Genomic DNA, 23,584 nt, shown 5'->3' with positions numbered 1-23,584 from the left:
TCAGTTCACAACGGTGACCGGTACATCGGCATGCATGACCAGATTCTGGGTCGAGCTGCCAAAGAGCCGTTTCTTGAATCCGTCCGCCGAGGCCCGCCCGACGACGATCTGAGTGCCGCCGTTTTCGACCGTGATCGCGTTCAGCGTTTCGGCCACGTCACCGTGGCGCACAATGCCGTGCGCCGTGAAACCGGCGGCGTTCAACGCGTCCACCGCAGGGGTGACGACCCGAGTCGAGGCCAATTCGACCTCTTCTTCACGCCGCTTGTGTCGCAGCGCATTTTCTTCCGGTGTCTGAAAAGTGAATGGGGACCATTCGATCACATAAACCACAAGCAACTCACATGAGTTGATGCGCCCAGCCAAATCCTTGGCAAAGGCGATCGCGCGCTCCCCGGTTTCTGTCCCGTCCAGTCCAATGACAATTTTTGTTGTCATGACGTTCCTCCAATTTTTTTCATTGAGTCGAGGCCCGTGCCCTCGACAAGACAGCCAAACTTGGAACACAGCTGCCTTCAGACAAGTATTAGGAAAAATCACTAGGAAATGGGGATTATTTTAGTCTATATTCAGTGAAAAATGTCGTCTTACGCTAAGAATTCAGGGATTTTTACTGATCGATAGAGAATTGGATAAAATTGACCAACGCATCCTGCAAGAGTTGGAAATCAACGGAAGGTTGTCGATTGTCGATCTTGCGGCACGCGTTAATCTGACCAATACTCCCTGTTCCGAGCGGGTCAAGCGGTTGGAAAAAAACGGGTACATCAAAGGCTATTGCGCCATTGTCGATAAAGAACGAATGGGGCTGGCCTTACTGACGGTGGTGCAGGTTTCACTCGCCGCTACAGCTGAGCAATCTCTCAGCAGATTCAATGATGCTGTCCGCAACATTCCAGAGATTGAAAGCTGCCTAATGGTTGCAGGTTCTTTTGATTATCTCCTAACCGTTCGCACTCGAGATATCTCACACTTCCGCGACATCCTCGGCGAGAAAATAAACAAGCTGCCTGGAATTCACCAGACCAGCTCATTTACAGTAATGGAGATCGTGAAAATCCCTGTCTCCTGACAGGTTGTTTTTCGGCCACGCGAGGGATTGAACCTTGCGACAAGTACGTCAACCGGGATCTGTGTTGTAAATCAGACGTTCGTCACAGGGCGCGATACGCAGGATATTAGTGGTTCCGGGCACGTTGAACGGCACACCGGCCGTTACCACAATCTGATCGGACTCGGTCGCAAACCCGCCGGCACGAGCAGCGCGGGCAGCATTGACAACGGCCCCCTTGAAACGCTCAAGCTCGGGCGTCATCACGCAATGGCAACCCCAACTCAGGCACAGGCGCCGCGCGGTTCCGGTGGCGGGGGTCATGGCGATGATCGGTACACCGGGACGTTCCCGCGCGGTCAAAAGTGCCGTTGTGCCGCTTTGGGTAAAGCAGCAGATGGCCTTGATGTCGGTCTTTTCGGCAATCTCGCGCGCGGCGGCCACGATTCCGTCGGCAATTGTCGTGCCCTTTGCAGTGCGCGACGCCGAGATGATTTGCGTATAGGTCGGATCGGCCTCGACCTCGATGGCGACCTTGTTCATGGTTTGCACGGCTTCGATCGGGTATGAGCCCGCCGCAGATTCTGCGCTGAGCATAATGGCGTCGGTGCCCTCATAAATGGCGGTGGCCACGTCCGAGACTTCGGCCCGCGTGGGCATGGGGCTTTCGATCATGCTTTCCAGCATCTGGGTGGCCACGATAACCGGCTTGGCTGCCGCGCGGCATCGTCTTACCAAGCGTTTCTGGATCGGTGGCACTGCAGAAACCGGTAGTTCAACCCCCAGGTCACCGCGGGCGACCATTATCCCGTCCGAAGCATCAAGAATGTCGTCAAACGCTTCAACTGCCGCAGGCTTTTCGATCTTGGACAGGATCGAGGCACGGCCATCGGCCAGCGCGCGGGCTTCGAACACGTCCTTGGCGCGCTGAACAAAGCTCAGTGCCAGCCAGTCGACACCCAGCTGGCAAACGAACTCCAGATCATCCCGGTCCTTGGCCGACAGCGCCGCCAGTGGCAGCACGACGTCGGGCACGTTGACACCCTTTCGGTTCGAGATGGTTCCGCCGACCTCGACCGTGCAATTGGCGAAATCCTGACCGCACTTCTGAACGATCAGGCGGATTTTACCGTCATTGACCAGCAGACGCGCGCCTGGCTCAAGCGCGGCGAAAATCTCGGGATGCGGCAGGCACACGCGGCCCGCATCGCCCGGTGCCGGGTCAAGATCCAGCCGGAAGGCTGCACCCTCCTCCAGTTCCTCGGCTTCATTGGCGAAAACACCAACACGCAATTTTGGCCCCTGAAGATCAGCCAGAATGGCAATCGGGCTGTCCAGGTCCTTTTCCACCTGTCGAATGATCCGGTGCCGTTCGCGGATCTCGTCATGGCTGCCGTGGCTCATGTTCAGGCGGAACACATCTGCACCGGCCTCGTGCAGCGCGCGGATCATGTCATAGTCATTGGACGCCGGCCCCAGCGTCGCCACGATTTTCACTTTTCTCAGGCGTCGCATTGGTGGTGTTCTCCTAACGTCATCTCTTGGTTCCGCACAAATGTTACCGCAAACATTGCCTCACGCTGCTTATTGCGCAATTCCCTTTTCAAAGCAACTGCCCTACACCTGCGACAAACTAGATGACAGGCTTATGACGTATTCTCCGTTCTTTATCCACGGCGCTGATCGCCCATCGCGCTGGCTGATCACATGTGACCACGCAACCAACACGGTGCCGCCCGAAATCAACTACGGCGACCTTGGCTTGCCGCGGGAAGATATGGAGCGTCACATCGCTTATGACGTCGGTGCCTATGAGGTATCAAAACATCTGGGCGACGTCCTGAACGCGCCGGTGATCGCCGCCAATTTCTCGCGTCTTGTGATCGACCCAAACCGGGGTGAAGATGACCCGACCCTTCTGATGAAACTTTATGACGGCTCCATCATCCCCGGCAATCGTCAAGCTGACGCGGCCGAACGCGAACGGCGCCTGAACATGTGCTACCGCCCGTATCACGAGGCGCTGGAGCGCATGGCGGGCCTGCCGCACGCGGTCATCGTGTCGATGCATTCCTTCACCCGGCAATTGCGCGGTCGTGCGCCGCGCCCGTGGCATGTGGGGGTTCTGCACACGCCGGACGAACGGTTCTCACGCCCCCTGATCAACCGGCTTGAGGCCGAGGGCGATCTGTGTGTCGGCGTCAACGAACCCTATACCGGCGTCCTACCCGGTGATGCGATTGACCGCCACTGCACTGCACATGGTCGCCCGAACGTCCTGATCGAGCTGCGCAACGACCTGATCGCCGATCACGCCGGACAACGCGCCTGGGCCGAGCGAATGGCCGTGGTGCTGCAGGATGCCCTGGCGAACAGCGGCCTTTGATCACACCTCATTGTGAGGCCAGCCGCTGATCCCCATATATCACGGGAAAAGGAGGCGACCATGACTCAGGAGTTTCTGACCTCTGTCTTTGGCTGGATGGCGGCACTCAACATCGCGGTTCTGCTTTTTACAACGCTGATGATCGTGCTGTTGCAGGATTGGATCGCGGGCGTTCATGGCCGGATGTTCCAGATGGAGCGCCCGGACGTGAAGCGGGCGTATTTCCGGTATCTGGCAAATTACAAAATCCTGACCCTGATCTTCTCCATCGTCCCCTGGCTGGCTTTGAAACTGGCCTGAGACGCTGTTTATTGAAACATCGCCTCCGCACCGCTAGGTCAGAGACAACGATACTGTCATCCGGAGCCGGACCATGGACAAACAAACCGAAATCGAACTTCAGGCCGCCGCGTTCCGTCGGTTGCAAAAACACCTAATGGAAGATCGCACTGACGTTCAGAACATCGACATGATGAATCTGGCCGGGTTCTGCCGCAACTGCCTGTCGCGCTGGTATCAGGAGGCCGCCAATGAAAAAGGCATCGAGATGGGCAAGGACGAAGCCCGCGAGGTTTTCTATGGCATGACCATGGATGAGTGGAAGGCCAACTACCAGACCGAAGCCAGCCCCGAAAAACAGGCTACCTTCAAAATCGCCTTCGAGGAAAACGTGACGAAAAAGGGCTGACGCCGAATACGAGAAAGGCCCGCCGATTTGGCGGGCCTTTGCTTTAAACTGCCGCCTTGCGGCTTTCGTCCAGATAAATCTCGCGCAGGCGTTTCGAAATCGGGCCCGGCGAACCGTCGCCCAGCGCCACGCCGTCAATCTCAACCACTGGCATGACAAATGCGCTGGCCGAGGTGGTGAAGGCCTCATCCGCCTCTTTCGCCTCATCAATGGTGAACAGACGCTCTTCGACTTCCATCTGCGCCTCCGCCGCCATACGCAGCACGGCCTTACGGGTGATACCGTGCAGAATGTCTTTGGACAGCGGACGCGTGACGATTTTGCCGTTCTTCACGAAGTATGCGTTGTTGCTGGTGCCCTCGGTGACAAAGCCATCCTCGACCAGCCACGCATCGTCGCAGCCCGCTTTTTTGGCCATCATCTTGCCCATCGACGGATAGAGCAACTGCACGGTCTTGATGTCGCGGCGGCCCCAGCGGATATCTTCGATCGAGATGATCTTGGCGCCTTTTTTGGCCGCAGGGCTGTCGGCCAGACCCGGTTTGTTCTGAGTGAACAGCACGAGGCTGGGTTTGGTATCGTCGGACGGGAACACGAAATCCCGGTCGCCATCCGAACCCCGGCTCACCTGCAGATAGATCAGGCCCTCTTCGATGCCGTTCAGATCCACTAGCTTGCGGTGAATCTCCAGTAGCTCTTCCTTGGTGCAAGGCTCGGCCATCTCCAGTTCGTCCAGCGACCGTTTGAGGCGCACCGCGTGGCCTTCGAAATCGATCAGCTTGCCGTCCAGAACACTGGTGACTTCGTAAACGGCGTCTGCGAACAGGAAACCGCGGTCAAAGATGGACACCTTGGCCTCGGTCTCGGGCAGGTATTCGCCATTCACATAAACGGTGCGGGTCATGTCTTGTCTCCTCAGCCCCAAAGTTCCGCCACAGGCGGGTGCACTCCGGCATCATCAAAAATCAGCGGGTTGTCGCGGTCTTCGGCCAACAGAAGCGGGCCGTCAAGGTCTGTAACCATCGCACCCTGCGCCAACAGTGTCGCGGGGGCCATAGCCAGAGAACTTCCGACCATGCAACCGACCATGACTTTGTAGCCTTCTGCCAACGCAGTTTCACGCAATGCCAACGCCTCGGTCAGGCCGCCGGTTTTATCAAGCTTGATGTTCACAACATCATATTTGCCCTTCAAAGCGGACAGGCTTGTACGGTCGTGACAGGATTCGTCTGCGCAGACCGGCACCGGGCGCTCCATCCCGATCAGGGCCTCGTCATCTGCGGCGGGCAGAGGCTGCTCGACCAGTTCGACACCAAGGCGCACCAGGTGTGGAGCCAGATCGGCATAAACTTCAGCCGACCAACCCTCGTTTGCATCCACAATGATTTTTGATTTTGGCGCACCGGCACGCACAGCCTCCAGCCGAGGCATGTCATCCGGGGTGCCCAGTTTGATCTTCAACAGCGGCCGATGCGCATTTTCAGCGGCTTGCGCCTGCATCGCTTCGGGTGTCGCCAACGACAATGTGTATGCAGTGATCTCCGGACCCGGAACCGGCAGACCGGCCAATTCCCAAGCCCGCTTGCCCGCGCGTTTGCATTCCAGATCCCACAACGCACAATCCACGGCGTTCCGGGCAGCACCCGCAGGCAACAAATCCATCAGCGACTGACGGGTGAACTCGGCAGGCAGGCCCGCGATTTCAGCCTCAACCGACTCGAGCGTTTCATCATAGCGCGCATAAGGAACGCACTCGCCCCAGCCCTGATGGGTTCCGTCTGAAATCCGGACGGTCAGCACCTTTGCCTCGGTCCGCGACCCGCGCGAGATGGTGAACACCTGCGCCAGTCGAAACACGTCACGAGAGACCTCTATCTGCACGCAAACATTCCTTCATCTTTTCCAATTTCGCCGGGGGCGGAAATCCCCACCACCGGCGCGTCGTTCAGATCACACAGCGGCCAGCGCGTCCACCAGCTTGCCCGAGCCAAAGCGGAACGGGTCCGTCGCGGGCAGGCCCATATCGGCTTCGATCTTGGCCAGGTAGGCCGATGCGTCTTCCTCGGACATGTGCTGCGTGTTGACCGAAACGCCAACGACCTGACAATCCGGGTTGGCCACCTTGGCCAGTGCCAGCGCGGTGTCGCGCAGGGTCTCCAGCGTCGGTAGCTGATAAGTAGGCAGGCCGCGCATGTGCTCGCGGGTCGGCTCATGGGACAGGATCAGCGCATCCGGTTGACCGCCATGGATCAGCGCCATGGTCACACCCGAATAGGACACGTGGAACAGCGACCCCTGCCCTTCGATCAGGTCCCAGTGGTCGTCGTCATTGTCGGGCGTCAACCATTCAACCGATCCGGCCATGAAGTCGGCAATCACCGCGTCCAGCGGCACACCGTCACCGGTAATCAGAATGCCGGTCTGACCAGTGGCGCGGAAGGTGGATTTCATACCACGCTCGCGCATCTCTGCGTCCATTGCCAGCGCCGTGTACATCTTGCCGACCGAGCAATCGGTGCCCACGGCCAGACACCGCTTGCCCTTGCGCTTGATGCCATTGGCGATCGGATAGTCGACTTCGGGCACACGCACGTCGTGCAGTTTCTGGCCGGTCGCCTCGGCAACGGCAACCAGGTCAGGTTCGTCGCTCAGCAGGTTGTGCAGGCCCGAGGCGAGATCAAAGCCTTCCTCCAGCGCCATCACCAGAACCTTTTTCCACTCCTGACTGATCACGCCACCACGGTTGGCAACACCGATGACGAGGGTCTTGGCCCCGGCTTCTTTCGCCTCGGTCAGGGTCATGTCTGTCAGGCCCAGATCGGCCTTGCAGCCCTCCATCCGGTACTGGCCCACGGCGTTTTCGGGACGCCAGTCCTTAATTCCAACTGCCACTTTGGCCGCCAATTGGTCGGGCGCATCGCCCAAAAACAGCAGGTACGGTGTCTCGATCATTGCGGTCACTCCTTTGATTCCGACGCAGGCTAAGGGACGTGCCTTACGAGTGTTTCGCGTTTTCATTCGGGTTCGATTACCAGAGAGGGAAATTCTTGCGCATTGAGAGTAAAATGCGCAAAGATCTCCCAAGTTTTCACATTGATTAATCTTTAATCACTACGCAGCCTCCAACCGGCGGCAGATGCTGCGATTGCATTGCCGCAGCTGCACAAAGACGCTTGCGAAGCCTCGCGCAATTTAATACCCCATACAGCAAGAAAATCGTAATTTCCTTTCTTGCACGAGGTCCAGATGAGCTTTCGCATTCAACCCGCCGCCCCCGCGCGCCCCAACCGTTGTCAACTGTTCGGGCCGGGATCGAACACTAAGCTGTTCCCGAAAATGGCGGCGTCTGCAGCGGATGTGATCAACCTCGACCTCGAGGACTCGGTCGCTCCTTCTGACAAGGACGTCGCGCGCGCCAATGTGATCGAGGCGCTGAACACGGTCGATTGGGGCAACAAGTACATGTCCGTGCGGATCAACGGGCTGGACACGCCCTATTGGTATCGCGATGTGGTCGATCTGATGGAACAGGCAGGTGACCGTCTGGACCAGATCATGATTCCCAAGGTCGGCTGCGCAGCGGATGTCTATGCTGTTGACGCGCTGGTCACCGCTATCGAGCGCGCCAAGGGCCGCACCAAGCCGGTCAGCTTTGAGGTCATCATCGAGTCCGCCGCAGGTATTGCCCATGTCGAAGAGATCGCGGCCTCATCGCCCCGTATGCAGGCGATGAGCCTGGGCGCTGCGGACTTTGCGGCCTCGATGGGGATGCAGACCACCGGCATCGGCGGCACGCAGGAAAACTACTACATGCTGCGTGAGAGCGAAAAACACTGGTCCGATCCGTGGCACTGGGCACAGGCCGCCATCGTCGCTGCCTGCCGCACCCACGGCGTGCTGCCGGTGGACGGGCCGTTTGGTGATTTCTCGGATGATGAGGGTTATATTGCACAGGCCAAACGCTCGTCCACGCTGGGTATGGTCGGCAAATGGGCGATCCACCCGAAACAGATCGCGCTGGCCAATCAGGTCTTCACCCCGTCGGACGAGGCCGTATCCGAAGCACGCGAGATTCTGGCCGCAATGGAGCAAGCCAAGGCCAATGGCGAAGGTGCCACTGTCTACAAAGGGCGTCTGGTCGACATCGCTTCGATCAAACAGGCCGAAGTTATTGTGGCACAGGCGGAGCTGATTTCAGCTGGCGTATGAGACAGGATTTCACGGCCCCCAAAGGGGCCTTGATTTCCCTTACTGGTGGCCAAAAATATCGTTTGGGACCCATTCCAGATCCTGACCATCCTTGCCCCATTTCATCATCAAACAGGAACTGCCGCCTTTCTGAAAATACAAGGTGGTGAGTTCGTACCAGCCCGCCTCGGGTATTTCGATCTCAGTCACGCCATTGCCTTCACAGCCCTGCACACCGTCGAAAAAGCCGATTGTCTGTCCACCCAACTTTGTTTCGACACCATCATTCGAATACACTTCGAACTGGTAAGAGCCCGGTTCGTCTATCCGAATAAACCCGGTAATCTCGGCCGCTACATTATGGGGTTGCGACGCGGTCATTACGGGATCACCATCTTCTGTGTCACGAAAGTCGAATGCCGGAACCGGATCAGCTGGTACACCGATGGTATCAATCAGTTCGCGCGCCTGTTCGAGGCTCTTAATTTTTTTGGGGGCTTCGGCATAGGTGACATTTAAGCCTGGCTTTACAATTGGCAGCGGAGAGGTCAGCTCGGTTGCTTTTGCAGAAATTCCTATCGAACTTGCAATAGCTGCGACCGCAAACGTCAACGCGTGTGTTTTCAACATGAGTACCCCCTGACGAATATGTTGTTCTCGGCAGCGAAACATGGGCATGTATTGAAGTCAACTATCGTGGCTGGACGGAATGATGCGCCATTGAGCTTCGCGGTTCACGCTCGCATATCTTTAGGGGAATCCATTACCACATAGGAGGTGATCGACGTGACATGTGGCAGGGTTCCCAATACTTCGGTGTGGAAGGTCTTGTACGTCGCAAGATCGGCGCATTCCACGCGCAGCAGGTATTCGATGGTGCCCGTGATGTTATGGCATTCCACCACCTCCGGCGCGCGTTGGAGGGCACGTTCGAACCCTTCCTGCGCGGCCTTGGTATGCTCTCCCAGACCGACACCAATATAGGCCACAAACCCCACGCCCAGCGCCGCGGGGCTCAACACCGCGCGATAGCCCGAGATCACGCCCGCGCGCTCAAGCTCCTGCACCCGGCGCAGACAGGCCGAGGGCGACAGGCCAACGCGATCCGCCAGTTCAAGGTTGCTAACGCGACCATCGCGGGACAGTTCGCGCAATATTTGTTGGTTTATGTGATCAAACTTCGTCATTGATTGCAAAACTACAGTAGTCACACACTATAACGCAATTTCATTTGCCCGCTGATCAGTGATTATGTGCGCGATGCCCTATGACGTTCTTCTGGCCCTGATCGCCTTTGCTTTCGTCTCGTCGATCACGCCGGGACCGAACAACCTGATGCTTATGGCGTCTGGTGCTAATTTCGGCTTTCGCCGCACTATTCCCCACATGTTGGGAATCGGGCTGGGGTTCACCCTTATGGTCCTGCTGGTGGGTGCCGGGCTGGTGCAGGTTTTTGACCGGTACCCGGTCAGCTACACGATCTTGAAGCTCGTCTCAGTGGTCTACCTGCTATATCTGGCGTGGAAGATTGCGCATGCAGCACCGACCAAGGCCGGGGTCACGAAAGGCGATCCTATGACCTTCCTACAGGCCGCCGCCTTTCAATGGGTCAATCCCAAGGCCTGGGCCATGGCTCTGACGGCGACTACCGCCTACACGCCGGATCATACGCTGCAGGCTATCGTGATCGTGGCGCTGATCTTTGGCGCGGTAAACCTGCCTTCGGTCAGCACATGGACCGTGCTGGGACAGCAAATGGCGCGGATCCTAACCAACCCGCGCCGTTTGGTGGCATTCAACTGGACCATGGCTGCGCTGCTGGTCGCATCGCTTTACCCGGTCCTGTGGCCGAACTGAATCACTTCAACGGCAGACAGATTTCCGTCAGCAGTTCTTCGGGCGCTGTATCGCGCGGATCGTTCAGATAGATTTCATAACAAGGTTGGTCCGCAGGTTCCTCGCCCGATTCCGGCAGCCAGTTGCCGAACAGGCTGTGATAGGCGGCCTCAAGCCCGGAATAAGGACCCTTGAACGTCAGAACAGCCGTCTTGCCGCCAGGGATTTGCACAGCCTCCATGCCTTCGGGCGTGTCATCGCCGCAGAATTCGGCTCCAGCATAACTGCGCAGATCGTCAACGGGCACAGCGTCAGGGCTATCGAGATAGATGCCGATCACCGGCCCGACCTGCGGCCACAACTGGCGGGATTCGCACAAGGCGCCGAAGGCCGCAAAGCTCTTGCCGATCTCGGCATAGGCGCCTCTGTGCGGCAGGCCGACAACGCGGCGGGCGGATTCGGTTCGGGTAGTGACAGGATACATTGGATATTCTCCGGTTCTGAAATGTGGATGGGCGGGCAAGAACTGCCCGGCCTTGCGAAATGCGGCAGGGCTGCTGCCGTAGGCCTCGGAAAAGGCCCGCGCAAAGGAGTTCAGGTTGGGATAGCCCACCTCTGATGCGATCTGCGTCACCGGCTTGTCAGACCGAACCAGCCCAACCGCCGCACGGTGCAGCCGGATACGACGCACCGCCTGCGCGCAGGTCTCGCCGGTCAGAGCGCGGAACACTCTGTGCCAGTGAAACCGGGACATCGCCGCTACATCGGCCAGCTCATCCAGCGACAGGTCCCCGGCGGGGTGATCGTGAATGTAAGCCAGTACACGCAAAATGCGGTTTTCATAGCTGGTTGGCATTTGCGTCCTTCCTTCTCTTTGCCCAACCGTGGTCGCATATCCTGCATCCACAAATCTTGCTGAGTTGCATCCCGCGCAACCACAGGTCATATAGCAGGGAAATTCCGCGTTGAGAGGCGTCATGACCCAGTATCTGGATTTCGAAAAACCCCTGGCCGAGATCGAAGGCAAGGCCGAGGAGTTACGCGCGCTGGCGCGCGCCAACGAAGAGATGGACGTGGCCGAAGAGGCCGCTGCGCTGGACGCCAAGGCGGCCAAGCTGCTGGAAGAGCTTTATGATGATCTGACCCCTTGGCGGAAATGCCAGGTGGCGCGTCACCCGGAACGCCCGCACTGCAATGATTATGTCGATGCCCTGTTCACCGAATTCACTCCACTGGCCGGCGACCGGAACTTTGCTGACGATCTGGCGGTAATCGGCGGTCTGGCGCGGTTCAACGATCAACCGGTGATGGTGATCGGCCACGAAAAAGGTTCGGACACCAAATCGCGGATCGAACGCAACTTTGGCATGGCGCGCCCCGAAGGATATCGCAAGGCTGTGCGCCTGATGGAGATGGCCGGCCGGTTTGGCCTGCCCGTGATCACTCTGATCGACACGGCGGGCGCCTACCCTGGCAAGGGCGCCGAGGAACGTGGGCAATCCGAAGCCATCGCACGCTCGACCGAGATGTGCCTGAAGATCGGTGTGCCGCTGGTGTCGGTAATCATCGGCGAGGGCGGCTCCGGCGGGGCTGTGGCCTTTGCCACGGCGAACCGCGTCGCGATGCTGGAGCACTCGGTTTATTCGGTGATCTCGCCCGAGGGTTGCGCCTCGATCCTGTGGAAGGATGCCGAGAAGATGCGCGAAGCCGCCGAGGCGCTGCGCTTGACCGCGCAGGACCTGCATAAGCTGGGCGTCTGCGACCGGATCATCACCGAGCCCAAGGGCGGTGCCCACCGGGACCGCAACGCTACTGTTGAATCAGTTCGCGCTGCAATTGCCGCCATGCTACAAGAGCTGGACGGCAAGGATGCGACGGCCCTGATCAAGGATCGCCGTCAGAAGTTCCTGGATATCGGCTCGAAAGGGTTGGCAGCCTAACCGCCCAACCGCCGCAGCAACTCGACAGAGGGTTTGCCGGTAGCGGCCAGCCCATTGGCACGTTGGTACGCGCTGATCGCGGCTTCGGTATTCTTGCCAATCACCCCGTCCGCGCCCTGTGTGTCATACCCAGCCGACGTCAACCGGCGTTGAAGCTCCTTGCGGTTTTCCAGCGTCAGTCCCATCGCGTCGGGCCCGAACGAGGCCTTAAACGGCGCGCCACCCGCGATCCGGTCTGACAGATGGCCAACACCGATCGCATAGCTGTCCGAGTTGTTATAGCGTTTGATCACCTGAAAATTGCGGAACACTGCAATGCGCGGCCCCGGTTTTTGCGGCTGCAGCACCGCAACAGGCGTACCCGAAACCGTGCCAGCCTCACCACCCCAAGGCTGTCCGCGAACCCAACCGGCGCGCGCCAGATAGGCGGCGGTAGAAGCCAGTGAATCCGCCGGATCCTCGGACCAGATATCCCGCCGCCCGTCACCGGTGAAATCCACCGCATAGGCCAGGTAGGACGTTGGGATGAACTGCGTATGCCCCATCGCCCCGGCCCAGCTGCCGGTCATGTTGGCAGGGCTTGTGTCGCCTTCCTGAATGATCTTCAGGGCCGCCACCAGTTGCTTTTCAAAAAACGCGCCGCGCCGACCGTCATAGGCCAGCGTGGACACTGCCGAAATCACCGGCACATCCCCGCGCCGCGCGCCATATCGGCTCTCCAACCCCCAAACAGCCACGACAACCTCTTTGTCGACGCCGTATTTTGCTTCGATCTGCGACAGGGTTCCGGCATGCCGCACCAGCATCTGCTTTCCGGTGGCGATCCGCTCGTCCGAGGCTGCAATCGCCAAGTAGTCCTCAAGCGAGCGCTTGAATTCAACCTGATTGCGGTCGCGCTCGATCACATCGGGCAAATAACCTGCCCCCCGAAAGGCACTGTTAAGGGTCGATTGCGAAATCCCCTGCGCCGCTGCCCGACCCTTGAAGCTCGCGACCCAGGCATCCCATCCTGAATTTGGCACCGGTCGCATCCGCGACGCGGGCGTGTTGGTCGGAGCGCCGGTGGAACAAGCGGTCAGCAGGGCCGCCCCGAGACCCAGTGAAAATATCCGTCGATTGATCATGACTAAAATCTGCTCTTGTTGTGATTTGGGCCAGAGTAACCCAGACCCAATCTTCAAGCCACAACGACGAAGCCCCTCAGGGGCAATTTCAGGCCTTCGGCAACAAGTCGCTTAGCTGACCAGCAACCTCAGACCCTGTGTCACATCCGTCCGGACCGCCAGTCGCAACCCGGGCTCGTCTCCGGCTTGCAGCGCCGCGATGATCAGCTTGTGGTTATGCGGTGGGTCGGTCCGCCGCAACCTACCGTAAAGCGCACGCATGGTTGGGCCAAGCTGCAACCACACGGTTTCAGCAATCGCCAGCATCGCCGGAGCCTGCGCCCGAAGATAGAGCGTGCGGTGAAACTCCAGATTGGTGCGGATATACCCAACGGCGTCACGCTTGGTCACCATCTCTGCCACGTTCATGTTGATGCTTTGCAGCCTGTCGATCAGCGCCATATGCGCGCGCGGCAGGGCGCGGCTGGCCAACTCGACCTCAAGCAGCGCGCGCAGGGCGGCCAGTTCCTCGATCCGGTCATTGGTTAACTCGGGCGTCGAAACACGGCCCGAGGTTGATAGAAACAGCGCACCTTCTGCCGCCAGCCGCCGCACGGCTTCCCGCGCCGGGGTCATCGATACACCGAATTCCTTACCAATCCCGCGCAGGGTCAGCGCCTGTCCCGGCGCCATCTCGCCATGCATGATACGTGAGCGCAATGTGCGATACACCCGGTCATGTGTCGCGCTATGGGATTCAGAGGAGCGTGTGGTCAACATTCCCAATTTGTGATCACAAACAGGCGCAAGGTCAACTCACCGGAACATCAAATCTGTACTGGTGCAGCTGCGCCCCGTTGTCGCGCAACCAGCGCCTTTGTTCGCGATAGTCACCGAAGATCCGCTCGACTTGCGCCCAGAATGCTGTGGAGTGGTTCATTTCGACCAGATGCGCCACCTCATGTGCGGCGACGTAGTGCAGAATCTCAGACGGCGCCAGGATCAACCGCCAGGAAAACATCAGACCTCCGGCAGAGCTGCACGACCCCCACCGCGAACGCGTGTCGCGGATGGTCAGGCTGGAATATGACCGTCCCAGCATCGCCGCGTAATCGTCGCAGGCCCCTGTCAGGCGATCCCGCGCCAGTTCCTTGAGAAACCGCGCCAAACGCCGAGCCTCCGCCCCCACCGGCACGGCAATCTCATCACCTTGAAACAGAACACGACGGCCCCTTGTCGGCACGATTCGCCTCTCAACGCCCTCGATGGGGATGGTCTGGCCGAACTGAACAAGTGCCGGGTCAGGGCGATCCTGCAAATGCTGGCGTATCCACTCTTCCTTGGTGCGCGCAAAGCTTAGCGCTTCTGTCTCGGGCACGCCCTGCGGGTAGGTTAGCGTAACCCGCCCATCCAGTTGGGAAATCCGCAGGCTGATCCGTCGCGCCCGCGCCGATTTGCGCAACGTCAGCGGGACCGGAGGTGTCCCGGGCAGTGCGTGATCTCCCATATGCCTGTTTCTCCTGCGCAAAGGCTTTGACAGTGCCCGCTGCATGTGGCACGTGACCTGAATCGTTGATACGACTCACCTGATATCAAGGGGATTTGACATGCCCAAGGAAGAATGGGGCGTAAAGCGCGTTTGCCCAACAACCGGTAAGCGGTTTTACGACCTGAACAAGAACCCGATCATCAGCCCCTACACCGGCGAGATCGTGGAGCTTGAGACCGGCAAGAGCCGGATGATCGCTGCGGATGCGGAAGATGCAGCCTCGGCCAAAGCGCGCAAAGACGCGCCGGAAGAGGATCTTGTTCTGGATGACGACGACAATGTCGATGTCGATCTGGAAGATGATCTGCTGGACGATGATGACGACGACAGTGATAACGTCTCGCTGGACGATATCACCGACATGTCGTCGGAAGACGAAAACTAAAACCGGTCAGAGGCGGCCCCCTGCCGCCTCATGCCCACCCCCGGGCGCGGGTCGGAACTTTTTGGAAAATTCCATTTTTTGGACTTGCACTCGTCGTCGCCGTCTCATAAACGTCCGTCCACTGCTTCGGCAGTACTTGGCAGGGGCCTTAGCTCAGTTGGGAGAGCGCTTGCATGGCATGCAAGAGGTCAGGGGTTCGACTCCCCTAGGCTCCACCAGTATCCATTGTTGATACGGCCTCTAAAGTTCTTACTTTTTGGCAGAAGAGACTTCCTTTAGGTCCGCATCGGTTCTTTTTGCAGATCGTAGAAGACGAAAATGAGTTCACCCCAGACCTCCAGCGCAGCTGATAATTTTGCTTCAATGGCAGATAAAGAATTGTGCATTCTGCTGTCAGGTAGTTCCACTTGATGATCTAAGCCGTTACGATTGTGGTTGGGGCAACAGGCAGGCTAAAGTGATGCGTAGTGTAATCTTCTTACCTCTGGCAGCGTTTTTCCTGGGCGCTATTGTCGAAGCGAAATCTGCAGCGGCGGCTTCGCTTGGACAATACGAGGTTTTTGGCGTTGAAGACGGAGATATGCTGAAATTGCGTGCAGGGCCTGGAATAGGTTTCAATGTGATCGTGGGTCTTCCAAATGGAACCGCTTTAAGAGTTCACAGGTGTGAGCAGACCGGCGGAACCCGTTGGTGCAGCGTGTCCTTGCAGCGCGCGCGTGGGCTAAAGGGATATGTCTCCTGGGCATATTTGCGAAAAATTTGATTATAAAGTGTGTAGCACCGTTGTATTGACGGCACCAAAAAAATACCCATTGGAAACTTCCTTTAAGTTCTAACGCACTCTTCATTTGGAGACGTAATCGGGCAACGGGCCGCGAAGTGCCCTTACCGGACGTTCACTTAGAATCTTGGTGCTTCGAGTGCATTGGACCGCTTGCATCCAAAGCGAACAAATCTAATCCGCCGGTCGGGTGGAAAGCGGACCGTCTTTGCGTCACACACGAATATCCGACCATCCTCAGTCTGCATCAGGTCGAATGATACCTGACCCGTCCATCCGGTCACGCGGACTAAGCACTCCACAGACGGCCGGACGATCTCCGCTTCGGCAGGTTCACGCCCCGGCCCGGCACGCACCAATCCCCGATAGTCCGCAAGCGTAACAACTCGGCACCCATGTGGTTCTGCGCCCACATGCAGCGCTTCCTCACAGGTGGGTACAACAAGTTTAATGCCCTTGGACGAAATGGTCTCAGGCAGCAACGCACGCGCTGTTTGGGGCTTGATCGTGAAATTAGGGATGCGCTGATACCCGACGTCCAATCGGCTGGCCGCAGCAACAGGGTGTTTCAGGTGATCGCCCAAGGTCACCAGGTGGCCGGCCCGTGTTAGCAGTTCCGCCAGATGCAGCACAAGCTGCGGGCGCGTACCCGAAATCAAAATCGGCAAATCTTATGCCATCACGCCTGCACCAAATTGACTGCCACAGACAAAAGCTCATTCGCAGGATCAGCCGACCCAACCGCATATCCACAGAGTTTACAAGCAGACATCGATGCGAAGGCCGGGATGCAACACATATGTCTCGACCGTCTTCGCGACACCGGGTCTTGGGGGACAATTTGACAGAACACAAAGTCGATGCTTACCTGAGCGCAGCGCGACACGGGTAATCTGAATTTCCAAGATTTATCAGCGCTCTGAGGCGTCTTTCACGGCGTTGTTACGACCGGATTTGAAACTTGGAGAGTTTGAGATGGAATTGATCACAGAACAGCTTCGCGCCTATCCGATCATGGCGCTGTTTCTTTGTCTGGGCCTCGGCTACGGCGCCGGCAAGTTCCGGGTCGGCAAGTTCGAACTGGGCGGTATCGCCGGAACCCTGCTGGTGGCGGTCTTCGTGGGCCAGATCGGCGGCATCAACCTGAGCACTGATGTTCAGAACGTCTTTTTCTCGCTGTTCATCTTCATGGTCGGCTACAATGGCGGACCACAGTTCTTTGCGGCCTTGAACCGAACCGCCCTGACCAAGCTGCTGGCCGCGTTCATGATGACCCTCTGGGGGCTGTTCTTTGTCATCGTCGTTGCCAGACTGGCCGGGCTGGACAAGGGGTTGGCGGCCGGGCTGGCCGCCGGAGGGCTGACACAATCCGCCATCATCGGCACCGCTGGCAATGCCATCGACCTGCTGGGGCTGGCTGCGGATGAGGCTGAAAAGCTCAAGACCAACATCGCTGTGGGGTATTCAGTCACTTACATCTTTGGCTCGATCGGCCCGATCCTGGCCGTCAGCGTCATCCCGATCATAATGCGCGTCGACCTGCGGCAAGAGGCAATCAAGCTGGCTCAGAAACTCAGCGGTGGCGGGCGCAAGCTAGAGGAAGGTGAGTTCTTTCCTATGAACCGCTTCGACGCCCGCGCCTATCAGGTAAATGCCGACGCCACAATTGTGGGCCAAACTGTGAAAACCATCGAGGGCGCCTATGCCGGAGACCTGATCGTCGAGAAGTTGCTGCACGAAGGTGCCCCAGTGGACCCGACGCCTGATACTGTCATCGGCGCGGGGGATATCATCGTCGTGTCGGCGCTGGTTGCGACCCTGACTCAGTTCGAGGGTACCGCAAGTGGTGAGATCGGTGAATACCCGCCCGAGTTGACCGTTGTAGAAGAGCGCCGCAACGTCGTCATCACCAACCGCAAACTGGCAGGCAAGACCCTGTCGGAACTCCGCGAAGCACTGACGGCGGATCAGCGGCGCGGGGTTCATATCTCCAAGATCACCCGCATGGGCCACGATGTGCCTGTCCTGCACAATACCGAAATTCACGCGGGTGACGAGGTATCAATCGTCGGCCACAAGGACGATCTGAACCGGGTATCCAAGGTGGCGGGCTATGTGCCGCCATCAGCCTCGGTCACGAATTTTATCGCGCTAGGGATCGGCGTGGCCGTCGGCTATTTGATCGGTGAAATCAGCTTTGTCATCGCGGGCACCAAGGTGGCGCTGGGGTCCGGTCTTGGATGCCTCGTGACCGGGTTGATCATCGGATACTTGCGTATCCGTCGACCCAAGATTGGCGGCATTAACCGGGGTGCCGCGAATTTCCTGCAGAGCTTCGGGCTTGCTGTATTTGTCGGGGTCGTCGGCCTGAACGCGGGCAAGCCCGCGCTGGAGGCAATTCAGGAGTACGGCATAATCCTATTGCTTCTGGGGGTCGTCGTCACGCTGATGCCGATGATCGTTCAGTTCCCTATCAATTATTTTGTCCTGCGCATCAAAAACCCGGTCGAGGCCTGCGCGGTGGTGACCGGGTCACGGTCCGGCAATCCAGGCTTTGCGACGCTGTTGGAAAAGACCGGGAACGCAACCCCGACGCCTGCCTTCACCATGACCTATGCGGTGGCGAATATCTTCTTAACCCTGTGGGGTCCGCTGGTCGTGGCCTTCGTGCCGTAAGCTACATCAGCAGGATCACGATGACAGAGCCCCACAGGGCCAGCAGCACATTGCCCACGGCATAGCCGAGGCCATAGCCCAGCGTCGGAACCTGGCTCTGTGCAGCTTCCTGCACGGCGGCCAGGCCGGGCGCCGACGTCCCTGCCCCGCAACAGGTGCCCGCCAGTACACCCTCGTTTATGCCAAAGACTTTGCGGCCGACAAAGACCGCAGACCCGTGGGCCAGCAGCACAATGGCCACCGACCCAAAGATCAGTGACGGGCCGCTTTCCATTACTCCGGTTACAAAACTGGAACCCGAGGTGATGCCCACGCAGGCCACGAATACACACAACCCCAAAGAGTCGAATATCCACAGCGTTGCCTCGGGCACAAAACCGAACGTCCGGTGAACCGAGCGTAATCACCCCGCCACCAATCCGCCCAGCAACACTCCAACCGAAGTGCCCAGACCCAGCTCAATCGCGCCATATTTCAACGCCGGGATGCCGATCAGCCCGCCCAGCAGGATGAAAAATGCGACAAAGATCATATCCGTCTTGTTGGTCTCGCGGTCCAGATAGCCCAGTCTGGCGGCGGCATCTTCGATATGGTTTCGGGTGCCGGATACGGTCAGCACGTCGCCCTTATGCAGGATCACGCCGCGAAAGATCGGCAGCGGATCGCCGCTGCGCATGATACCGCGCAGGTAAATGGTACGAGCCTCGGGGCGGGCTGACAGTTCGGCCAGGGTTTGATTGACAACCTCTTTATTGGTCACGACGATATCGTTGGTTTGCACTGGAAGATCAAGAAGTTCGGGGTCTTCGACTTCTTCCCCCAACATGGCAGTGTGGTCGATCAGATAAGACCGCACGCCGGCGATAGCGGCGATGTCGCCCTCTTGCAGGATCATATCGCGCGTAGTTGGCAGAATCTTGTCCCCACGCCGCACCCGGTCGAAAAAGGCGCGGACATGGTCAGGAACGCGGGCCTCAAGCTCTGATATTCGACGGCCCGCGAATTCGGGATTGATGCGATAGGCTCGGGCCTCGAAATCGCGGTGTTCAGACACCATTGGGGCACCGTTATCGTCCAGCTCGGCCTCATGTTCCGCGCAGGCTTCTTTCAATGACCGGCCATAAAACCGCGGGGCCAGTTGCGTGTGGAAAAAGATCGTGGCGATCACGCCAACAAAATAGGCCACGGCGAAACCAGTGGCGATCTCACCATCGAAAATCTGTTGCGCGGCTTCGTCTGCCCCGGTTTTGGCAAAGGTATCGATAGCCACGCCCAGCGTTGCGCTTTCGGTCACACCGCCCGCCAAAAGACCCGCGGCAATCCCCACCGAAAGCCCCATCAGCGGGGCCAACACCGCGGCAACAACCAACGCCACGACACACAGCAGCACTGTGACGGCGATCTGCGGCAAGGCGTGCAGGTTCAGGGATCGGAAGAACTGCGGCCCGGTCCGGTACCCGATCGAGAACAGGAACAGCAGAAAAAACGCCTGTTTCAAGTCATCCGATACCACCACTCCGGTCTGGCCAACCAGCACACCGGCCAGCAGACAGCCCGCCACCGACCCCACGGTAAACGAGCCGATGGAAATCTTGCCCAACGCATAGCCAAGGGCGAGGCTACAGAACAAAGCAAGGGCAGGATGGTGACCAAAGATTGACCCGATCAATTCCATTTCGGCCCCTCCCCCTGCGCCTTTATTCAGCCGTGCAACGGCAACCCTTTCGAGGCGCGATAGGCCTGCACATAGCCCACGGCCACCGCCCGTACCGCGCGGCCAATCTGACGATAGGCGCTGTCATCGAGATTGGCGAAGGATACCCGTGCGGACCAGTTCGGGGCGTCAAAGCCCGACCCGTTCAGCAGAACGATCCCGTGGTCCTGCGCCAGTTTGAACGAGATATCCAGCGGATGAACGTTTTCCTTGATCCACTCGACCACCTCTTCGCCTACATATTTGCGCAGCCAGAACTCAAAATCGATGATGCCATAATACCGGTCGAACAGTGGGTTGTCGGGCACTTCGATGCCCATGCCTTTGACCAGTTCATCAAAGCGGTGTTTCAGGATACCCCAGCAGAATTTCTGGTAGGCTTTGTTCTCGTCCATCAGTTCGACCAGAGAAAACAGCGTCATCATCACTTGCTGCGGCAGCGACAGGCCTGCGGTGTGGTTCAGCGCCACATCGCGGCTATCCGCGACGATCCGGTCGATGAACTTGAACGAGGACGGGTCCGGGGTCAGCGTCTCGTATCGTGCGTTGACCACGGCTTTGGTCTCGTCCGGTGCTTCGGCGATCATCTTGTCGAAGATGTTGTTCTCGGCCACCAGTATCGCGCCCAGACGCCAGCCGGTGCAGCCGAAATACTTGGAGTAGGAATAAACCCCGATCGTGTTCTCGGGCAGGTGCCCCATCACCGACTGGAAGTTCGGAATGAAGGTGCCATAGACGTCGTCGGTTAGGATAATCAGGTCCGGGCGCCGGGTTTTGACGAACTCGACCAGCCGGATCATGACTTCAGGGCTGATAGCAACCGAGGACGGGTTACCCGGGTTGACCAGGAACAGCGCTTTGACCTTAGGGTCGGCCAGTTGCTCAAGATCGTCATCGGTCAGCTGGAAATGGTCTTCCTCTTCCGAGGACACATCCACCACGTTCAGCCCATAGTCCTCCAGTACCGGCATTTCCAGATAGGGCGTGAAGATCGGCGTGCCTAAGGCGATGGTGTCACCTGCGTTCAGCAGTCGCTGGTTCTTGAGCGCTTTGAAAATATAGCACATCGCCGCAGTGCCACCTTCAACTGCGTAGATGTCGAACTTTGCGTCGGGCCGATGCCCTGCACACATCGCCCACATCACGTACTCATGGACGATCGCCTCATTGTGCTTCATGCAGCGATCCGGCATCGGATAGTGGTCGCCGACGATACCGTCGGTCAGTTCCAGCACGAAATCGTCCGGAATGAAGCCGAATTTCTCAATCGCAAAATCCACCACGGCGGCCAGTGTGTCCGCGCCCTGAGGGCCGTTCTTGTCAACTGAGTCCGCGCAATACGCCTTGAGCCGGTCATAGCAGCCCGGCCCCTGCGGCATCCCGGCCAGCCCGACCTGCGGTTCATCGCGGTGGCGTTGAGCCTCGGTCATTGCAAACTGGCCCAGCAGGAAAAACGCCTCGCGCGCCTTGGTGGCGATCCAGTTGGGATTGCCGCGTCCTGCGTTCAGATAAGGCAAGGCCATCTGGCGCGATTCTTTCTCGGCCAACTTGATGAGTTCGTCTTTGATTTGAAAAGGACTTAGGTTTTCGAACTTATGAAGGTCTAGTGTTTCTGACACGGCTTCAATCCTTTGCGTTAAAACAATCGGAAGAATTTAACCGGATCGTACGCAAGGATTTGTGCATGTGTAAACTACGCAGTCAGGCTCTGACGTAGGGGCAACCACTGCCGGGGATCAGTTGATCCTGGCCGACGCCGCTAACGCTCCAGCCAGGGCGTTCTGAATCTCGGCCGGAAACTTCTGACCTTCTTCATGAAGCCCTGCGGCGACCCAACCCACCGTGTGCCCGCGACTGCCGATGTCATTGGCGCGGACCACCGTTGGAGACGTGCGCTCGACACTTACCAGCGCCATCGAGCGTTCAATCTCACTTTCCGTCAGGACCATTTTAACCGCGCTAAATATATCCACAGACACCTGCAGGGTCTGATGCTCCAACCGATGCGCAGCATCCGTCAGCAGGCGCGTGCAAAAAGCGGACAGGAAATACCAGCGGAAGATGGAAAACACCCGGTTCTGCAATTCACTTTGCACTGCAACACCATCATTGGCCGCGTTTGTAATACGTTGGAACGCGGCCTCGGCTGCTTTGGACGCCTGACAAATCTGCTGCTCGCGCTTGGCAATAGAAATGATACGCGGCGCAAGTTCCACTGCGGCGTGGTGGGATTCCAAATTCATATCAGTCCTCCAAAGTTAACTCCTGATGAGGACTTGGAAACTCTCGAACAAATTCGGTTGCGATTTAACGCCATTATTTACAGAAATTGTCCCATTCTTGGCTAAATAAAAATGACATAAAGCCAGTTCTAACGCAAACATAAGTGATCGCAGGTGGCCAACATTTGCCCCTTTGCGGTTTTTTCGCGTAGTGCGAATTGGGGCACGCGCTGTGATTTGGGCTGCAAAACACATAGATCTGACACGATCTCGTAATAGTTATGCCCATTTTCACACATATCAAAACTCAATCCTGCTGATCAGTTTACGAGTTTGAATTTAACGAGGGGGTACGAGCGGGATCAGGGGGTGAGCGCCTGACCAACTGGGCTCGCCAACGGACAGAGCAGCTCCCCCCGCCGCTGATACTCAATCCATTTTGCCTTTCTGAGCACGTGGCGTAGCGCTAAAACCGGGACATCTACGAAAGATGCTGGGGCTTTCGGACGCCCAGCCCATGGCGATCCGAAGCGGCAACACCGGAGCATTGAACCAATTCTGCATAATGTGGATCGCCCCAGCCAGCTGAGCGACACCGATGGTTCGTCCTTAACGCTGGGCTCTACCGATCAGATTCGGCGTCACGTCGGCCACAAAGTTGCTGAACACAGAGTTTACTTAGCGGACTGCCTTCAGAAACGCGTCGCGGCTTGCGCAGTGGTCGATGCCTGCTTTTCAGAAGCCAACTTCGACCAGAATGAAAGTGATGTGTCCGACTGGCTCATCGAATCCCCCGATTAGATTGGCGCAATCGAAGGGCATGACGCATGATATTTTTGTATACATATTGTATTTTATTGGAATACAAGCAACTCATCACAGCCACGCCGCGATTCGCGCCGCACGTCCGAGGAGGGGACTGATGAGAGACGATGCCAAATCCCGCAAAACCGAACTGACCCGGCAACTGTTGATCTCGATCCTGAACCGGCCCCGATGATTTATGGTGCTGTTTTGCAGTTGGCGGCGAAGAATGCGACGTGTGTTCAGGTTGGAGCGCTCAAG

General features: G+C 58.0%; 27 protein-coding genes, 1 tRNA gene and 1 pseudogene. 12 read left to right on the top strand and 17 right to left on the bottom strand.

What is annotated here, in order from left to right; translation table 11 throughout:
- Window positions 1-438 (bottom strand): universal stress protein, encoded by a 438-nt coding sequence (locus tag AC2FEE_RS16325; protein ID WP_496866387.1) that lies wholly within the window; start codon window positions 436-438, stop codon window positions 1-3.
- Window positions 439-628: 190 nt separating this feature from the next.
- Between AC2FEE_RS16325 and AC2FEE_RS16320 the strand changes: the two genes are divergently transcribed.
- Window positions 629-1,072, top strand: coding sequence for an Lrp/AsnC ligand binding domain-containing protein (locus tag AC2FEE_RS16320; protein WP_480642816.1), 444 nt, complete (start codon window positions 629-631; stop codon window positions 1,070-1,072).
- A gap of 48 nt (window positions 1,073-1,120) precedes the next feature.
- On the opposite strand, the gene pyk is transcribed toward AC2FEE_RS16320, so the two are convergent.
- Complete coding sequence (gene pyk / locus AC2FEE_RS16315) at window positions 1,121-2,566, bottom strand: pyruvate kinase (RefSeq protein WP_496866386.1); 1,446 nt, start codon at window positions 2,564-2,566, stop codon at window positions 1,121-1,123.
- Between the two features lie 133 nt (window positions 2,567-2,699).
- Between pyk and AC2FEE_RS16310 the strand changes: the two genes are divergently transcribed.
- The 3 genes from AC2FEE_RS16310 (at window position 2,700) to AC2FEE_RS16300 (ending at window position 4,125) form a co-directional block, all read left to right on the top strand.
- Window positions 2,700-3,437: an N-formylglutamate amidohydrolase gene (locus AC2FEE_RS16310; protein WP_496866385.1), complete on the top strand. Its 738-nt coding sequence runs from the start codon at window positions 2,700-2,702 to the stop codon at window positions 3,435-3,437.
- A 60-nt stretch (window positions 3,438-3,497) separates the two neighbouring features.
- Window positions 3,498-3,737 carry a DUF6868 family protein gene (locus AC2FEE_RS16305; protein WP_496866384.1) on the top strand — a complete coding sequence of 80 codons (240 nt, stop codon included), beginning with the start codon at window positions 3,498-3,500 and terminating at the stop codon, window positions 3,735-3,737.
- A gap of 73 nt (window positions 3,738-3,810) precedes the next feature.
- Complete coding sequence (locus AC2FEE_RS16300) at window positions 3,811-4,125, top strand: DUF1244 domain-containing protein (RefSeq protein ID WP_496866383.1); 315 nt, start codon at window positions 3,811-3,813, stop codon at window positions 4,123-4,125.
- Window positions 4,126-4,168: 43 nt separating this feature from the next.
- Here AC2FEE_RS16300 and AC2FEE_RS16295 read toward each other — a convergent pair whose 3' ends face one another.
- The 3 genes from AC2FEE_RS16295 to dgcN form a co-directional block, all read right to left on the bottom strand.
- Complete coding sequence (locus AC2FEE_RS16295; RefSeq protein WP_496866382.1) at window positions 4,169-5,029, bottom strand: D-amino-acid transaminase; 861 nt, start codon at window positions 5,027-5,029, stop codon at window positions 4,169-4,171.
- Window positions 5,030-5,040: 11 nt separating this feature from the next.
- On the bottom strand, window positions 5,041-6,006 hold the full coding sequence (gene dgcA / locus AC2FEE_RS16290; protein ID WP_496866381.1) for an N-acetyl-D-Glu racemase DgcA: 966 nt from the start codon (window positions 6,004-6,006) through the stop codon (window positions 5,041-5,043).
- A 69-nt stretch (window positions 6,007-6,075) separates the two neighbouring features.
- Entirely contained in the window at window positions 6,076-7,077 is a 1,002-nt protein-coding gene (gene dgcN / locus AC2FEE_RS16285) for an N-acetyltransferase DgcN (RefSeq protein ID WP_496866380.1), read from the bottom strand.
- 294 nt (window positions 7,078-7,371) lie between these two features.
- On the opposite strand from dgcN, the gene AC2FEE_RS16280 reads away from it, so the two are divergent.
- Window positions 7,372-8,334: an L-malyl-CoA/beta-methylmalyl-CoA lyase gene (locus tag AC2FEE_RS16280; RefSeq protein WP_496866379.1), complete on the top strand. Its 963-nt coding sequence runs from the start codon at window positions 7,372-7,374 to the stop codon at window positions 8,332-8,334.
- A 39-nt stretch (window positions 8,335-8,373) separates the two neighbouring features.
- Here the strand turns inward: AC2FEE_RS16280 and AC2FEE_RS16275 are convergent, their stop codons facing one another.
- The gene (locus AC2FEE_RS16275; protein ID WP_496866378.1) at window positions 8,374-8,991 is read right to left on the bottom strand and encodes a PA14 domain-containing protein; all 618 of its coding nucleotides are present in this window, start codon (window positions 8,989-8,991) and stop codon (window positions 8,374-8,376) included.
- A 56-nt stretch (window positions 8,992-9,047) separates the two neighbouring features.
- A complete protein-coding gene (locus tag AC2FEE_RS16270) occupies window positions 9,048-9,500 on the bottom strand; it encodes an Lrp/AsnC family transcriptional regulator (RefSeq protein WP_496866377.1) in 453 nt (150 codons plus the stop codon).
- Window positions 9,501-9,573: 73 nt separating this feature from the next.
- Between AC2FEE_RS16270 and AC2FEE_RS16265 the strand changes: the two genes are divergently transcribed.
- Window positions 9,574-10,170: a LysE family translocator gene (locus AC2FEE_RS16265; RefSeq protein WP_496866376.1), complete on the top strand. Its 597-nt coding sequence runs from the start codon at window positions 9,574-9,576 to the stop codon at window positions 10,168-10,170.
- Between the two features lies 1 nt (window position 10,171).
- Here AC2FEE_RS16265 and AC2FEE_RS16260 read toward each other — a convergent pair whose 3' ends face one another.
- On the bottom strand, window positions 10,172-11,005 hold the full coding sequence (locus AC2FEE_RS16260; RefSeq protein ID WP_496866375.1) for an AraC family transcriptional regulator: 834 nt from the start codon (window positions 11,003-11,005) through the stop codon (window positions 10,172-10,174).
- A 121-nt stretch (window positions 11,006-11,126) separates the two neighbouring features.
- On the opposite strand from AC2FEE_RS16260, the gene AC2FEE_RS16255 reads away from it, so the two are divergent.
- Window positions 11,127-12,089, top strand: a complete 963-nt coding sequence (locus AC2FEE_RS16255) for an acetyl-CoA carboxylase carboxyltransferase subunit alpha (RefSeq protein ID WP_496866374.1) — start codon at window positions 11,127-11,129, stop codon at window positions 12,087-12,089.
- Here AC2FEE_RS16255 and AC2FEE_RS16250 read toward each other — a convergent pair.
- The 3 genes from AC2FEE_RS16250 to AC2FEE_RS16240 form a co-directional block, all read right to left on the bottom strand.
- The gene (locus tag AC2FEE_RS16250) at window positions 12,086-13,213 is read right to left on the bottom strand and encodes a lytic murein transglycosylase (RefSeq protein WP_496866373.1); all 1,128 of its coding nucleotides are present in this window, start codon (window positions 13,211-13,213) and stop codon (window positions 12,086-12,088) included. The genes AC2FEE_RS16255 and AC2FEE_RS16250 overlap by 4 nt on opposite strands.
- A gap of 111 nt (window positions 13,214-13,324) precedes the next feature.
- Window positions 13,325-13,972: a GntR family transcriptional regulator gene (locus AC2FEE_RS16245; protein ID WP_496866372.1), complete on the bottom strand. Its 648-nt coding sequence runs from the start codon at window positions 13,970-13,972 to the stop codon at window positions 13,325-13,327.
- 31 nt (window positions 13,973-14,003) lie between these two features.
- The gene (locus AC2FEE_RS16240; RefSeq protein WP_496866371.1) at window positions 14,004-14,699 is read right to left on the bottom strand and encodes a M48 family metallopeptidase; all 696 of its coding nucleotides are present in this window, start codon (window positions 14,697-14,699) and stop codon (window positions 14,004-14,006) included.
- Window positions 14,700-14,799: 100 nt separating this feature from the next.
- On the opposite strand from AC2FEE_RS16240, the gene AC2FEE_RS16235 reads away from it, so the two are divergent.
- The 3 genes from AC2FEE_RS16235 to AC2FEE_RS16225 all read left to right on the top strand — a co-directional run bounded on the left by AC2FEE_RS16235 (window position 14,800) and on the right by AC2FEE_RS16225 (window position 15,889).
- Complete coding sequence (locus tag AC2FEE_RS16235; protein WP_496866370.1) at window positions 14,800-15,126, top strand: TIGR02300 family protein; 327 nt, start codon at window positions 14,800-14,802, stop codon at window positions 15,124-15,126.
- Between the two features lie 142 nt (window positions 15,127-15,268).
- Window positions 15,269-15,344 (top strand) — tRNA-Ala (locus AC2FEE_RS16230).
- Between the two features lie 242 nt (window positions 15,345-15,586).
- Window positions 15,587-15,889 (top strand): SH3 domain-containing protein, encoded by a 303-nt coding sequence (locus tag AC2FEE_RS16225; RefSeq protein WP_496866483.1) that lies wholly within the window; start codon window positions 15,587-15,589, stop codon window positions 15,887-15,889.
- Between the two features lie 137 nt (window positions 15,890-16,026).
- Here the strand turns inward: AC2FEE_RS16225 and AC2FEE_RS16220 are convergent, their stop codons facing one another.
- A complete protein-coding gene (locus tag AC2FEE_RS16220; RefSeq protein WP_496866369.1) occupies window positions 16,027-16,575 on the bottom strand; it encodes a hypothetical protein in 549 nt (182 codons plus the stop codon).
- Window positions 16,576-16,882: 307 nt separating this feature from the next.
- Between AC2FEE_RS16220 and aspT the strand changes: the two genes are divergently transcribed.
- Window positions 16,883-18,583, top strand: coding sequence for an aspartate-alanine antiporter (gene aspT, locus AC2FEE_RS16215; RefSeq protein ID WP_496866368.1), 1,701 nt, complete (start codon window positions 16,883-16,885; stop codon window positions 18,581-18,583).
- Between the two features lies 1 nt (window position 18,584).
- Here aspT and AC2FEE_RS16210 read toward each other — a convergent pair.
- The 4 genes and pseudogenes from AC2FEE_RS16210 to AC2FEE_RS16195 form a co-directional block, all read right to left on the bottom strand.
- A pseudogene (locus AC2FEE_RS16210) lies at window positions 18,585-18,971 on the bottom strand (aspartate-alanine antiporter-like transporter); the annotation flags it as partial.
- A gap of 15 nt (window positions 18,972-18,986) precedes the next feature.
- Window positions 18,987-20,258, bottom strand: a complete 1,272-nt coding sequence (locus AC2FEE_RS16205) for an aspartate-alanine antiporter-like transporter (protein ID WP_496866367.1) — start codon at window positions 20,256-20,258, stop codon at window positions 18,987-18,989.
- A 26-nt stretch (window positions 20,259-20,284) separates the two neighbouring features.
- Complete coding sequence (locus tag AC2FEE_RS16200) at window positions 20,285-21,916, bottom strand: bifunctional aspartate transaminase/aspartate 4-decarboxylase (protein WP_496866366.1); 1,632 nt, start codon at window positions 21,914-21,916, stop codon at window positions 20,285-20,287.
- Between the two features lie 117 nt (window positions 21,917-22,033).
- Window positions 22,034-22,540, bottom strand: coding sequence for a hypothetical protein (locus tag AC2FEE_RS16195; protein WP_496866365.1), 507 nt, complete (start codon window positions 22,538-22,540; stop codon window positions 22,034-22,036).
- A gap of 546 nt (window positions 22,541-23,086) precedes the next feature.
- Between AC2FEE_RS16195 and AC2FEE_RS16190 the strand changes: the two genes are divergently transcribed.
- Complete coding sequence (locus AC2FEE_RS16190; protein ID WP_496866364.1) at window positions 23,087-23,320, top strand: hypothetical protein; 234 nt, start codon at window positions 23,087-23,089, stop codon at window positions 23,318-23,320.
- 75 nt (window positions 23,321-23,395) lie between these two features.
- Here AC2FEE_RS16190 and AC2FEE_RS16185 read toward each other — a convergent pair.
- Window positions 23,396-23,584: hypothetical protein (locus tag AC2FEE_RS16185; protein ID WP_496866363.1), on the bottom strand; the 189-nt coding region annotated here is incomplete at its 5' end.

This window comes from Ruegeria sp. YTSC199 (assembly GCF_059609725.1).
Note: the sequence above shows the minus strand (reverse complement) of the source record. Positions and strands in the feature narration are given on the sequence as shown.

Coding starts and splice junctions, on each gene's coding strand:
- AC2FEE_RS16195 (WP_496866365.1), bottom strand. CDS start 22,540: ATGAATTTGGAATCCCACCACGCCGCAGTGGAACTTGCGCCGCGTATC.
- aspT (WP_496866368.1), top strand. CDS start 16,883: ATGGAATTGATCACAGAACAGCTTCGCGCCTATCCGATCATGGCGCTG.
- AC2FEE_RS16250 (WP_496866373.1), bottom strand. CDS start 13,213: ATGATCAATCGACGGATATTTTCACTGGGTCTCGGGGCGGCCCTGCTG.
- AC2FEE_RS16205 (WP_496866367.1), bottom strand. CDS start 20,258: ATGGAATTGATCGGGTCAATCTTTGGTCACCATCCTGCCCTTGCTTTG.
- AC2FEE_RS16325 (WP_496866387.1), bottom strand. CDS start 438: ATGACAACAAAAATTGTCATTGGACTGGACGGGACAGAAACCGGGGAG.
- AC2FEE_RS16225 (WP_496866483.1), top strand. CDS start 15,587: ATGCGTAGTGTAATCTTCTTACCTCTGGCAGCGTTTTTCCTGGGCGCT.
- AC2FEE_RS16280 (WP_496866379.1), top strand. CDS start 7,372: ATGAGCTTTCGCATTCAACCCGCCGCCCCCGCGCGCCCCAACCGTTGT.
- pyk (WP_496866386.1), bottom strand. CDS start 2,566: ATGCGACGCCTGAGAAAAGTGAAAATCGTGGCGACGCTGGGGCCGGCG.
- AC2FEE_RS16305 (WP_496866384.1), top strand. CDS start 3,498: ATGACTCAGGAGTTTCTGACCTCTGTCTTTGGCTGGATGGCGGCACTC.
- AC2FEE_RS16295 (WP_496866382.1), bottom strand. CDS start 5,029: ATGACCCGCACCGTTTATGTGAATGGCGAATACCTGCCCGAGACCGAG.
- AC2FEE_RS16275 (WP_496866378.1), bottom strand. CDS start 8,991: ATGCCCATGTTTCGCTGCCGAGAACAACATATTCGTCAGGGGGTACTC.
- AC2FEE_RS16310 (WP_496866385.1), top strand. CDS start 2,700: ATGACGTATTCTCCGTTCTTTATCCACGGCGCTGATCGCCCATCGCGC.
- AC2FEE_RS16265 (WP_496866376.1), top strand. CDS start 9,574: ATGCCCTATGACGTTCTTCTGGCCCTGATCGCCTTTGCTTTCGTCTCG.
- dgcN (WP_496866380.1), bottom strand. CDS start 7,077: ATGATCGAGACACCGTACCTGCTGTTTTTGGGCGATGCGCCCGACCAA.
- AC2FEE_RS16245 (WP_496866372.1), bottom strand. CDS start 13,972: ATGTTGACCACACGCTCCTCTGAATCCCATAGCGCGACACATGACCGG.
- AC2FEE_RS16270 (WP_496866377.1), bottom strand. CDS start 9,500: ATGACGAAGTTTGATCACATAAACCAACAAATATTGCGCGAACTGTCC.
- AC2FEE_RS16260 (WP_496866375.1), bottom strand. CDS start 11,005: ATGCCAACCAGCTATGAAAACCGCATTTTGCGTGTACTGGCTTACATT.
- AC2FEE_RS16255 (WP_496866374.1), top strand. CDS start 11,127: ATGACCCAGTATCTGGATTTCGAAAAACCCCTGGCCGAGATCGAAGGC.
- AC2FEE_RS16240 (WP_496866371.1), bottom strand. CDS start 14,699: ATGGGAGATCACGCACTGCCCGGGACACCTCCGGTCCCGCTGACGTTG.
- AC2FEE_RS16300 (WP_496866383.1), top strand. CDS start 3,811: ATGGACAAACAAACCGAAATCGAACTTCAGGCCGCCGCGTTCCGTCGG.
- AC2FEE_RS16235 (WP_496866370.1), top strand. CDS start 14,800: ATGCCCAAGGAAGAATGGGGCGTAAAGCGCGTTTGCCCAACAACCGGT.